An 11,177-nucleotide genomic window follows, 5' to 3' on the forward strand; every position below is an offset into this window, starting at 1 on the left:
CCTGTGGCGGTCCCTGGGCTCTCAGCGACGTCCGGTGCCGCGCCAGAGGACCACGGCCAGGGCCAGCAGGACCGCGCCGAGTCCGCCGGCGGCGGGGGCCAGCCAGCCGGCCGGGTCCTCCTGCCGCGGCTTCGGTGCGGGGCCGGGTCCGAAGTACTGCTCGCGGTAGCCGGCCGGCGCGGACTTGGCGCCCAGGCCTTCGGGGGTCGGCTTCGCCCCGGCCTCGATCGCGGCGGCGGGGTCGGCCAGGCCGTAGCCCCGGGCGTCGTCCCGGCCGTTCTCGGGGGGGTTTCGCGCGGTGTCCGCGAGCAGGGTCCTGACCTGCGCGGGCGACAGGTCCGGGTGGGCGGCGCGGATGAGGGCGACGGCTCCGGAGACGAACGCCGAGGCGGCGGAGGTGCCCCACTCGATGTAGTAGTGCCGGTCGGGGTTGGCGACGACGATGTCGACGCCGGGCGCGCTGACCGTGGCGTACCAGCGGCGGGTGGAGAACGCGGCGTGTGTGCCGTACTTGTCGACGGCGGCGACGGCGATCACACCGGGGTAGGCGGCGGGGTACGAGACGCGGTCGCCCTTCTCCCCGCTGTTGCCCGCCGAGGCGACGACGGACACGCCCTTGCCCAGGGCGTACTGGACGGCGGCGTCCTCGCTCGGCTCGGGGTGGGCGGACTTGCTGTCGTCGCCGAGGGAGAGGTTGATGACGTCGGCGCCCTGGTCGGTGGCCCAGCGGATGCCCTCGGCGAGTGCGGTGCCGCGTGACTGGCGGGCCTTGGTGCGGGACGGGTCGTTGGACTCGAGGATCACCCGGCCGGGCAGGATCTTCGCCTCCGGTGCCACACCGAGCACGCCCTCGCCCCGTCCGGGGCCGCTGCCGTGGCCCGCGATGATGCCGGCCATCGCGGTGCCGTGCAGGGCCCAGGACCTGTCGCCGCGTTCGGCTCCGAAGCCGATGAGGTCCTTGCCGGGCAGCACCTGGCCTTCGAGGTCGGGGTGGCTTCCGTCGACTCCGGTGTCCAGGACGGCGACGGTGATGCCCTCGCCCTTCGTGGTCTGCCAGGCCCGGTCGGTGTGGAGGGCCTCCAGGCCCCACTGCTGGTCGCGGATGGCGTCCGCGTGGGCGGGTACGGCGGGCAGCAGGGTGAACGCGGCGGCCGTGGCCACCGCGACGACGGCGCGGTACCGGTGGGGGCGGGTCATTCCGGCTTCTCCGTGAGGTCGGTGACCGTCTTTCGCAGGGTGCGCTCCACCCGGTCGGCGATCCCCTCGGCCTCGTGGCCGAGTCCGGCCTGGGCCGGGGTCGTCGTGGCGCCCGACGCCATGGCCGCGGCGGCGGGCTGCGGCTCGGCGACACCGCGTCCGTCGGCGAAGCCGGAGACGGCGAACACGACGACGGGCACCTCGGTCAGTACGTGGACCGTCCAGCTGGCGCGCTGCCCGTCACCGAAGCCTTCGGCGACGGTGCCTTCGGCCGGGTAGGTACGGGGCATGAGGTCGGCCCGCGCGCCGAGGCGCTGGTCGGTGAACCGGGTGCTCAGCGCGCTCATCTTCGCGGCGTCCCCCTCGGTGAAGACCATGCCGACGGTGGTGACGCTGCTGTGTGTGGCGTCGGTGTAGGTGGCCCGCACCATGCGTGCGCAGCCGACGGGCCGGAGCGCCTTGAGCAGCAGCGGGTCCAGGCCGGCCGCGCAGCCGCTGTCGGAGGCGACGGCGACCCGGGTCCAGGCCCGGTCGGTGGCTCCGGGTCCCGCTCCCTCGCCCTTGAGGGTGCGCGGGAAGAGGGTGTCGACCGGCACGCTGTGCCAGGCGGACCGGCCCACGGTGTACGCGTCGTCGGCGCCGGGCTCGGCGGCGGAGTTCCCGGTGAGCCAGCTGCCGGTGACGGCGCCGCCGATCAGTCCGAGGCCGAGCACGACGCAGGCCGCGGCGGCAGCGGTCCTGGCCGGGTGCCGGGTCTTCACGGGGCGCAGGCGGGTGGTGGTCTCGACGGGCGTCTCGGCGGGCGCCTGTGTGTACCCGTAGTACGCGCCCGGCGGGGCGGGGGCGGTACCCGGGCGCGGGGTGAGGTCGACCGCACCGACGGGCCTGCGCCGGGTGGCGGGCGGCGACGAGGGCGGAGGCGAGGGCGGCGGGGGCACGGCCGGGCGGGCGGGCGGGACGGCGCGCAGCCGGGCGGTCGTCTCCACGGACGGGGGGTCTGCCGGGGACTGTGGCGCGGGCCGGCCGTCCGGCGGCGGGGTGGTCCGGTCGCTGTGCGACGGAGGCCCGGTGGGTACGGGGGGCGGGGTGTCCGGGCGGGGCGGCACAGGAGCGCGTCGCGCTTCGGTACTCATCCGGCCCCCTGGTCCACGTCCCCGTACCGCCTGCGGATCACCGTCCCGGACAAGGCCGACGGTCATCCGCGTGACGGTCACTCTACGGGGTGGCGGGCGCCCGGTGGGAACGGGACGGAGGGCACGGGGGATCTGCGCCGAACGTCCCCCTACCCAGCGGTACGGCCGTCTGGCAAGCTGCGGCCATGACTGCCCGCGCCGCTGACCGGACCCGGTACGACCGGGCCACCGCCCATCTCGACGCCCCCGTGGCCGTGGTCGATCTGGAGGCCTTCGACGCCAATGCCGACGACCTCGTGCGCAGGGCGGGCGGGAAGCCGGTCCGGGTGGCGAGCAAGTCGGTGCGCTGCCGTGCCCTGCTGGAGCGGGTCCTGGCACGCCCCGGGTTCGCCGGGATCATGTCGTTCACCCTGGCGGAGTCGCTGTGGCTGGCCCGGGCCGGTTTCGACGACGTCCTGCTGGCCTACCCGTCGGCCGACCGGGCCGCGTACGCCGAGCTGGCGGCCGATCCGAAGCTGGCGGCGTCCGTGACCGTGATGGTCGACGACCACGCGCAGCTGGAGCTGATCGACGCGGCGCGGTCCGGCGGGACGGAGGAGGTCCGGGTCTGTCTGGAGCTGGACACCTCACTGCGGATGCTCGGCGGCCGGGTCCGGATCGGCGCGCTGCGCTCCCCGCTGCGCTCCCCCGCCCAACTGGCCGATCTGGCCCGCTCGGTGGCCCGCAGGCCGGGCTTCCGGCTGGTGGGGCTGATGGCGTACGAGGGCCATGTCGCCGGCGTCGGCGACTCGGTGGCCGGCCGGCCGCTGAGGTCGCGGGCGGTCCGGCTGATGCAGGCGACGGCCCGCAGGGAACTGGTGGTCCGGCGGGCGGAGGTCGTGCGGGCGGTCCGGGCCGTGACGCCGGACCTGGAGTTCGTGAACGGGGGCGGCACCGGCAGCGTGCAGCACACGGCGGCGGAGGCCGCGGTGACCGAGATCGCGGCCGGGTCGGGGCTGTACGTCCCGCGGCTGTTCGACAACTACACCTCGTTCACCGGCCGTCCGGCCGCCCTGTTCGCGCAGCCGGTGGTCCGGCGGCCGGGCGTGGGTGTGGTGACGGTGCTGGGCGGTGGCTATCCGGCGTCCGGGGCGGCGGGTCCCGACCGGCTGCCGGTCCCGTACCTGCCCGAGGGGCTGCGCTACGACCCGCAGGAGGGCCCGGGAGAGGTGCAGACGCCACTGCTCGGCCCGCCCGCGGACGATCTGCTGATCGGCGACAAGGTGTGGTTCCGGCACGCCAAGGCGGGTGAGCTGTGTGAGCGCTTCGACGAGCTGCGGCTGATCGAGGGCGACCGGATCACGGCGACCGTACCGACGTACCGCGGCGAGGGCCGTACGTTCCTCTAGGCCTCGTGCCGGCCGGGCGGGGTCGACACCGCCCGTCCGGCCCGTCCGCCCGTTCGCCCTTCGTCGTTCCGCGGCGGCCGCCACCGCCGCCCGGTCGCCCAGCTGGGCGGAGAACCGGTCCGTCACCTGGTCCAGGGCCTTGGCGGAGCCCGGCGCGACGGTCAGCGTGCCGTCGGCGCCGACGGTGATGTCCCTGTCGAGCGTGAACCAGCGCTGGGTGATGTGGGCGGCACCCAGCGAGCTGAGGACTGGCGGCAGCGCGTAGTCGACGGCCAGGACGTGGGCGGTGCTGCCCCCGGTGGCCAGCGGCAGCACACGGTCTTGCCGGTCAGGGCGTACCGCGGGGGCGGATCGAGGAGCGACTTCAGCGGACCGGAGGGGTCCGGGGCGTCGACGACGCGGACCCGGTGGGCGTCGGCGGCGAGCCGCCTGCCCAGCCGGGTGTAGGTGGCCGGGTCTCCCCCCGGCCGGGCACCACGACGATCGTGGCGCGGGTGCGGAGGCCCTCGGGGCGTGGTGGTCGGCGACGTTGCCGCAGGTGAAGGGGAAAGGACACCTCTTGACACCCTTTCAGCGGTTCTGGCGCGTCCCTGCCATGAGCGAGCCGCTGACGACCCCCGGTGAAGGGTTCCACCCTCATCTCCATGACGCCCCGGGCCGCACCGCGGCACACCGCACACCCGTCTGCGCCACATGCGCGCCGGCTCCCTGGACGGGGACACCGCGCGGACCGGCGGCACGCGCAGGTCCGCCGCCTCAGCGGGAAGACCGTCGGTTCCGGGAAGCCGTGGATGGGCCGGACGCATGTGGCCCCCTCGACCTCTTCCTCCGACGACCGTGACGGCGAGTCCGAGACCGCCATCCATGTGATCAGCGGGCACCCCGAGTTCGTCTTCCTGGACGACTCCGGCGAGGAGCCGGAGGAGGTCCGGCTGCGCACCTCTCCCGGTGACTACATCTTCGTACCGCCGTCCGCGCCGCGCCGGGAGGAGAATCCCGACCCCGCCGAGGAGGCCGTGGTCGTCGTCGCCCGCAGCACACAGGAGGCGATCGTGGTCAGCCTCCCCCGCCCGTACGCCCTTCCGCCCGAGGGCGCCTGACGTCAGCCGGGACCCACGGTGCTGCCGACGCCGCCGCCCGTGGCGCTGTCACCGAGCGGGCGGATCCCCTCGGTGATCGTGTCCATGAGGGAGAGCGGCAGTTCGTCCCTCCCCGCGTCGAAGGCGAGGCGCACGACGACCGGCGTCTCGCTGCCCACCGCCGAGGGGAAGACCAGTGACTGCACGTAGCCGCCGGGGCCCTTGCCCGTGGTGACCCGCCACCGCACCAGATGGCCGGTGCGCCCGGCCACGCTCACGGACTCGGAAGCCAGCACGTCGTGGGACCTGATCCCGCCGTGGACCGGGGCGCCGACGGCGTTCTCCTCGTAGGCCGCGTCGGCGGCCCTGTGGATGTCCTCGTCGGCCAGCGCCTCCATGGACGTGCGGCCGCCGCTCGCCGTGCGTACGGTGACCGTGCCGTGGTAGCAGTTGCTCCCCGAGTCGCCGGGGCAGGTGTAGGAGCCGGCCGTACGCATCGTGGAGGCGTCGTCCAGGGTGCTCTCCGGCTTCTCCCAGCCTCCGGGCACCCGCAGGGTGACGCCGTTGAGCTGGTCCACGAGCACTCGCGGGTCGTCGTCGGGGGACGCGGCGGCTGAGCTCCCGGTCTCCGTGGGGGCGGGCCGCGGTGCGGTGGCGCCGGGCCCGGGCCTCTGCCCCGTGGCACCGTCACCGCCGTCCGTGCCCAGCACCACGAAAACGGTGACGGCCGCGGCGACGACCGCCAGGGCCGCCACGGCGACCGCGACCGTCCCGGTGGTGCGCCCGCCCCCGGGGGCGGGCACCCGGGACGCGGCCGGCGCCGGGAGCGCCATGGGGTGCGTGACGGCGGCCGACCGGGTGTGTCCGGTCCATGCCGTGCCGTCCCACCAGCGCTCGGTGCCGGGTGTGTTCGCGTCCGGGTACCAGCCGGGCGGTGTCGCGTCGCTCATGCCCTCCACTGTAGGGAGAGGTCCTACAGCGGGGTCACGTAAGCCCCCGAGATCCCGCCGTCGACGAGGAAGTCCGTGGCGTTGACGAACGAGGAGTCGTCGCTCGCGAGGAACGCGACGGCGGCGGCGATCTCGGTCGCGTCGGCGAACCGGCCGACGGGGATGTGCACGAGCCGGCGGGCGGCGCGCTCCGGGTCCTTGGCGAAGAGTTCCCGCAGCAGCGGGGTGTCGACCGGCCCCGGGCACAGGGCGTTGACCCGGATGCCCTCACGGGCGAACTGCACCCCGAGCTCACGGGACATGGCGAGCACCCCGCCCTTGGACGCGGTGTACGAGATCTGGGACGTCGCCGCCCCCATCCGGGCCACGAAGGAGGCGGTGTTGATGATGGACCCGCGTCGCTGGCGCCGCATGTAGGGCAGGGCGGCCTTGCAGCAGAGGTAGACGGAGGTGAGGTTGACGACCTGGACGCGCTTCCACGCCTCCAGCCCGGTGGTGAGGATGGAGTCGTCGTCGGGCGGCGAGATCCCGGCGTTGTTGAACGCGACGTCGACCGAGCCGTAGGTGTCGTACGCGGCCCTGAACAGCGCTTCCACCTGTTCGGGCTCGGTCACGTCGACGCGTACGAAGGTGCCGCCCACCTCCTCCGCGGCCGCCCGGCCCGCGGTCTCGTCGATGTCGCCGCAGACGACGTGGGCGCCTTCGGACGCCAGCCTGCGCGCGGTGGCGAGGCCGATGCCGCTGCCCGCTCCGGTGATGACGGCGGTGCGGCCGGTCAGGCGGCGGCAGATGTTCCCGGGGTCGGTGGTCATGCGTGTTCAGGCCTCCGTGCCGATGAAGACGTTCTTGGTTTCGGTGAAAGCCGCGAGGGCGTCGGGCCCCAGTTCACGGCCGAGTCCGGACTGCTTGACGCCGCCGAAGGGGGTCCAGTAGCGCACGGCGGAGTGGGAGTTGACGGACAGGTTGCCCGCCCGGACCGCTCGGGAGACCCGCAGGGCGCGGCCCACGTCGCGGGTCCAGACGGAGCCGGCCAGGCCGTACTCGGTGGCGTTGGCCAGCCGGACCGCGTCCTCCTCGTCGTCGAAGGGCAGCACCACCGCGACGGGCCCGAAGACCTCCTCGGTGGCGACGGGCGCGTCCGGACGTACGTCGGTGAGGACGGTGGGCGGGAACCAGAAGCCCGGGCCGTCCGGGGCGGTACCCCGGATGCCGGCCGCGGCGTCGGGGACGTACGCGCGGACCCGGTCGAGCTGCGCCCGGGAGATCAGCGGGCCCATCTGCGTCTGCTCGTCGCCGGGGTCGCCCACGACGACCGAGGCGACGGCGGGGGCGAGGAGGCCGAGGAAGCGGTCGTACACGGACCGCTGGACGAGGACGCGGGTCCGGGCGCAGCAGTCCTGGCCCGCGTTGTCGAGGAAGGACATGGGCGCGGCCGCGGCGGCGGCCTCGATGTCGGCGTCGGCGAAGACGAGCGTGGGGCTCTTGCCGCCGAGTTCGAGGGTGAGGCGCTTCACGCGGTCGGCGCACCTGGCCATGATCCGCTTGCCGACCCGGGTGGACCCGGTGAAGACGATCTTGGCGACCCCGGGATGTTCGACGAGCGCGTTGCCGGTCACCTCGCCCGCGCCGGGCAGCACCTGGAAGAGGTGCTCGGGCAGCCCGGCGTCCAGGGCGAGCCGGGCCAGGTGCAGGGCGGTGAGCGGGGTGGTCTCGGCGGGTTTGAGGAGTACGGCGTTCCCGGCGGCGAGGGCGGGCGCGGTGCCCCAGGCGGCGACGGGCATGGGGAAGTTCCAGGGGGCGATCACCGCGACGACACCGAGGGGTTCGAGGAAGGTGACGTCGATCCCGCCGGGTACGGGGATCTGGCGGCCGGTGAGCCGCTCCACTCCCCCGGCGGCGTAGTCGAGCAGGTCGCGGACGTTGCCGGCCTCCCAGCGCGCGTTGCCCAGGGTGTGGCCCGCCTCCGTGACCTCCAGCCGGGCCAGCCGCTCGGCGTGTTCGTCGACGAGGACGGCGAAGCGGCGCAGCAGCCTTGCGCGGTCGGCGGGGGCGAGGGCGGCCCAGGTGCGCTGGGCCGCCGCGGCCCGGGTGACGGCCGCGTGGACCTCGGCGACGGTGGTGGCGGGGACGGTCGCGACGAGCTCCTCGGTCGCGGGGTTCAGCACGCGGTGCTCGGTGGGCAGGGGGGCCGGGGTCCCGGGGCCGGGCGTCACGGGTTCGAGGGTCGCCGGGCCGGGGGGCACGGCGTCGGGGGTCACGGGCTCGCTGGTCACGGGGTTCCTCACAGGCGTTCGAAGGAGCGGCGGAGCTCCCAGTCGGTCACCGCGGCGTCGAAGGCCTCCAGCTCGACGCGGGCCATGTTGCGGTAGTGCGCGACGACGTCGTCGCCGAAGGCCTCCCGGGCCACGTCGCTGTCCTCCCAGAGGTCGGCGGCGTCACGGAGGGAGGTGGGGACCTGTTCGTATCCGGCGGTGTAGGCGTTGCCCTCGCACGCCTCGGGGAGTTCCAGCCCGTGCTCGATGCCGTGGAGTCCGGCGGCGACGAGTCCGGCGACGGCGAGGTAGGGGTTGACGTCCCCGCCGGGCAGCCGGTTCTCGAAGCGCATCGAGCGGCCGTGGCCGACGACCCGCAGGGCGCACGTGCGGTTGTCGTGGCCCCAGGCGACGGCGGTCGGGGCGAAGGACCCGGGCTGGAAGCGCTTGTAGGAGTTGATGTTCGGCGCGTAGAGCAGGGAGAAGTCGCGCAGCGCGGCGAGCTGCCCGGCGAGGAACTGCCGCATCACGGGCGACATGGTGCCGTCCGCGCCGGCCATGACGCTCCGTCCGCCGGTGTCCTGGAGCGAGAGGTGGATGTGGCAGGAGTTGCCCTCGCGCTCGTTGAACTTGGCCATGAAGGTGAGCGCGACGCCCTCCTGGGCGGCGATCTCCTTGGAGCCGGTCTTGTAGACGGCGTGCTGGTCGCAGGTGACGAGGGCCTCGTCGTAGCGGAAGACGATCTCGTGCTGGCCGGGGTTGCACTCACCCTTGGCGGACTCGACGGCCAGGCCCGCGCCCGCCATCTCGTTGCGGATGCGGCGCAGCAGGGGCTCGATGCGGCCGGTGCCCAGGACGGAGTAGTCGATGTTGTACTGGTTGACCGGGGTCAGGTCGCGGTAGTTGCGGTCCCAGGCCTGCTCGTAGGTGTCCTTGAAGACGATGAACTCGAGCTCGGTCCCCACATGGGCGGTGAGCCCGTGCCCGGCGAGCCGCTCCAGCTGCCGCCGGAGGATCTGACGGGGCGCGGCGGCGACGGGCGAGCCGTCCTCCCAGGCGAGATCGGCCAGGACCATGGCGGTGCCCTCGTGCCACGGGATCCGGCGCAGGGTGGCGAGGTCCGGGCGCATGGCGAAGTCGCCGTAGCCGTTGGACCAGGAGGACATCGCGAAGCCGTCGACGGTGTTCATGTCCGTGTCGACGGCGAGCAGGTAGTTGCAGCCCTCCGTGCCGTGCTCCAGGACCTCGTCGAGGAAGAAGGACGCCGCGAAGCGCTTCCCCTGCAGCCGGCCCTGCATGTCGGGGAAGGCGAGGACCACGGTGTCGATCTCGCCGCTCGCGACGAGCACGCGCAGCTCATCGGTCCCGAGCGGGGGTGTGCGGTCTGCCACGGGGATGCTCCTCGCTCGGCCGGCGGGAAGGCACGGCCGGTCGGTCTAAGGTATGGGAGAAAACCATTGGGGGGAAGGGAATCGGGACGTGGCGGAAGAGACCGAGGACTCCGGAGCCTTCGACCGGCTGCTGCCCGTGCTGCGGCCGGTCCGTGCGGGCAACGGATTCGAGGAGGCCCTGGAGCAGATACTCCAGGTGGTCCGGCTCGGCCTGGTGCCGGCGGGCGGCCGGCTGCCGGCCGAGCGCGACCTGGCCGAGCTCCTCGGCATCAGCCGCGTCACCCTGCGGGAGGTGCTCAGGGTGCTTCAGGACCAGGGCCTGGCCGAGGCCAGACGCGGCCGGTACGGCGGTACGTTCGTGCTCCCCCGTACCGGTTCGGGTGACGGCGACGAGCTGCGCCGCCGGGTGGCGGCGGTCGACATCGAGGACGTCCTGCGCTTCCGCGAGGTGCTGGAGGCGGGCGCGGCGGGACTGTGCGCGGCGCACGGCCTCGACGAGGAGGGCGCGGAGAGGCTGCGTACGGCTCTGACGGCGACACACGAGGCACCTCTGCCCGACTACCGCAGGCTCGACACCCTGTTTCACCTGACACTGGCCGAGCTGTCCGGTTCCCCCTCGCTCACCGCGCAGTACGCCGCGGTCCGGGCGACCGTGAACGACCTGCTGGACTGCATACCCCTGCTCGTGCGGAACCTGGAGCACTCGCAGCACCAGCACACCGCGCTCGTCGACGCGGTGCTCGACGGCGACGAGGAGGGGGCACGCGCGGTGATGCGGGAGCACTGCGCCGGGACGGCGGCGCTCCTGAGGGGATTCCTGGCTTGATCCAGCCCTTCCGGATCATCTCTCTTGCGCGGCGGCCCGGTACGAACAAAGGTATGACGCAACACCATTGCACTGGGCCGGTCCGCAGACCGCCCGCCGGAAGGACCGCACCATGCACGAACCGCTCATCGGCGTCACCACCTATCTGGAGCCGGCGGCTCGCTGGGGTGTCTGGGAGCTCCCCGCGGCAGTGCTCCCCTCGGCGTATCCGCGGCTGGTACAGCGGTCCGGCGGCCTCGCGGCCCTCCTGCCCCCGGACGCGCCCGCGCGGGCCGCGGCCGTGGTGGCCCGGCTGGACGGCCTCGTGATCGCGGGCGGCGCCGATGTCGATCCCGGGCTGTACGGCGCGGAGCGCGACTTCAGGACCGGGCCGCCGGCGCACGAGCGCGACGCCTGGGAGCTGGCGCTGCTCGCCGCGGCGATGGAGGCGGGCACCCCGGTGCTCGGCATCTGCCGTGGCATGCAGCTGCTCAACGTGGCGCTGGGCGGCACCCTGACCCAGCACCTGGACGGCCACACCGGCCCGTTCGGCAAGGCGGGCGTCCTCGGCGAGCATCCGGTGGCCCCGGTGCCCGGGACGCTGTACGCCTCACTCGTGCCCGGGGTGGCGTCCGTACCCACGTACCACCACCAGGCCGTGGAGCGGCTCGCGCCCGGTCTCGTGGTGTCCGCGCACGCGGCGGACGGCACGGTGGAGGCGGTCGAGCTGCCGGGGGCGCGGTGGGTGCTGGGCGTCCAGTGGCATCCGGAGATGGGCGACGACCTCTGCGTCATGCGGGCGCTGGTGGAGGCGGCACGGACCGGGGCGGAAACGGCGCGTCCGGCCGCGCACCGGGTCTGACGGCCGCCTCCGGACGCACGACACGACCCGGCCCCCCGCGCCCCGGGGTGGCGGGGGGGGGGGGCGGGGGGGCCAAACCGGGGGGTAAGGCCGGGGGGGTAAGGCCGGGGGGGTAGGGAC

General features: G+C 74.3%; 9 protein-coding genes and 3 pseudogenes. 4 read left to right on the forward strand and 8 right to left on the reverse strand.

Annotated features, from left to right (window positions below; genetic code table 11):
• Positions 1–21 precede the first annotated feature (21 nt).
• Positions 22–1,197, reverse strand: a complete 1,176-nt coding sequence (gene mycP / locus ACFWVP_RS28005; protein WP_384500738.1) for a type VII secretion-associated serine protease mycosin — start codon at positions 1,195–1,197, stop codon at positions 22–24.
• Complete coding sequence (locus ACFWVP_RS28010; protein WP_384500750.1) at positions 1,194–2,135, reverse strand: hypothetical protein; 942 nt, start codon at positions 2,133–2,135, stop codon at positions 1,194–1,196. The genes mycP and ACFWVP_RS28010 overlap by 4 nt, the downstream gene beginning before the upstream one ends.
• A gap of 380 nt (positions 2,136–2,515) precedes the next feature.
• Here ACFWVP_RS28010 and ACFWVP_RS28015 point away from each other — a divergent pair, with 380 nt between their 5' ends.
• On the forward strand, positions 2,516–3,718 hold the full coding sequence (locus tag ACFWVP_RS28015; protein WP_384500739.1) for an amino acid deaminase/aldolase: 1,203 nt from the start codon (positions 2,516–2,518) through the stop codon (positions 3,716–3,718).
• A gap of 69 nt (positions 3,719–3,787) precedes the next feature.
• Here the strand turns inward: ACFWVP_RS28015 and ACFWVP_RS28020 are convergent.
• A pseudogene (locus ACFWVP_RS28020) lies at positions 3,788–4,095 on the reverse strand (NAD(P)H-dependent oxidoreductase); the annotation flags it as partial.
• Positions 4,090–4,229: pseudogene (locus ACFWVP_RS28025) on the reverse strand (alpha/beta hydrolase); the annotation flags it as partial. The pseudogenes ACFWVP_RS28020 and ACFWVP_RS28025, both read right to left, overlap by 6 nt.
• 84 nt (positions 4,230–4,313) lie before the next feature.
• Here ACFWVP_RS28025 and ACFWVP_RS28030 point away from each other — a divergent pair.
• Positions 4,314–4,818: pseudogene (locus ACFWVP_RS28030) on the forward strand (cupin).
• Positions 4,819–4,820: 2 nt separating this feature from the next.
• Here ACFWVP_RS28030 and ACFWVP_RS28035 read toward each other — a convergent pair.
• The 4 genes from ACFWVP_RS28035 to ACFWVP_RS28050 all read right to left on the reverse strand — a co-directional run bounded on the left by ACFWVP_RS28035 (position 4,821) and on the right by ACFWVP_RS28050 (position 9,390).
• A complete protein-coding gene (locus tag ACFWVP_RS28035) occupies positions 4,821–5,747 on the reverse strand; it encodes a DUF2510 domain-containing protein (protein WP_384500740.1) in 927 nt (308 codons plus the stop codon).
• 23 nt (positions 5,748–5,770) lie between these two features.
• Entirely contained in the window at positions 5,771–6,559 is a 789-nt protein-coding gene (locus tag ACFWVP_RS28040; RefSeq protein ID WP_384500741.1) for a 3-oxoacyl-ACP reductase, read from the reverse strand.
• 6 nt (positions 6,560–6,565) lie between these two features.
• Positions 6,566–7,930 carry an aldehyde dehydrogenase family protein gene (locus ACFWVP_RS28045; RefSeq protein ID WP_384500751.1) on the reverse strand — a complete coding sequence of 455 codons (1,365 nt, stop codon included), beginning with the start codon at positions 7,928–7,930 and terminating at the stop codon, positions 6,566–6,568.
• 98 nt (positions 7,931–8,028) lie between these two features.
• On the reverse strand, positions 8,029–9,390 hold the full coding sequence (locus ACFWVP_RS28050) for a glutamine synthetase family protein (RefSeq protein WP_384500742.1): 1,362 nt from the start codon (positions 9,388–9,390) through the stop codon (positions 8,029–8,031).
• 52 nt (positions 9,391–9,442) lie between these two features.
• Here ACFWVP_RS28050 and ACFWVP_RS28055 point away from each other — a divergent pair, with 52 nt between their 5' ends.
• Together ACFWVP_RS28055 and ACFWVP_RS28060 are read left to right on the forward strand one after the other, a co-directional pair.
• Positions 9,443–10,216, forward strand: coding sequence for a FadR/GntR family transcriptional regulator (locus ACFWVP_RS28055; protein WP_384500743.1), 774 nt, complete (start codon positions 9,443–9,445; stop codon positions 10,214–10,216).
• 112 nt (positions 10,217–10,328) lie between these two features.
• Positions 10,329–11,057: a gamma-glutamyl-gamma-aminobutyrate hydrolase family protein gene (locus ACFWVP_RS28060; protein ID WP_384500744.1), complete on the forward strand. Its 729-nt coding sequence runs from the start codon at positions 10,329–10,331 to the stop codon at positions 11,055–11,057.
• Positions 11,058–11,177: the final 120 nt, after the last annotated feature.

Origin of the sequence: Streptomyces sp. NPDC058637 (genome assembly GCF_042717325.1) — a bacterium.
Lineage (GTDB): Bacteria > Actinomycetota > Actinomycetes > Streptomycetales > Streptomycetaceae > Streptomyces.

Excerpts from the sequence above, each read along its gene's own strand:
- ACFWVP_RS28040 (WP_384500741.1), bottom strand. The coding sequence starts at position 6,559 with ATGACCACCGACCCCGGGAACATCTGCCGCCGCCTGACCGGCCGCACC.
- ACFWVP_RS28035 (WP_384500740.1), bottom strand. The coding sequence starts at position 5,747 with ATGAGCGACGCGACACCGCCCGGCTGGTACCCGGACGCGAACACACCC.
- ACFWVP_RS28055 (WP_384500743.1), top strand. The coding sequence starts at position 9,443 with ATGGGAGAAAACCATTGGGGGGAAGGGAATCGGGACGTGGCGGAAGAG.
- ACFWVP_RS28060 (WP_384500744.1), top strand. The coding sequence starts at position 10,329 with ATGCACGAACCGCTCATCGGCGTCACCACCTATCTGGAGCCGGCGGCT.
- ACFWVP_RS28015 (WP_384500739.1), top strand. The coding sequence starts at position 2,516 with ATGACTGCCCGCGCCGCTGACCGGACCCGGTACGACCGGGCCACCGCC.
- mycP (WP_384500738.1), bottom strand. The coding sequence starts at position 1,197 with ATGACCCGCCCCCACCGGTACCGCGCCGTCGTCGCGGTGGCCACGGCC.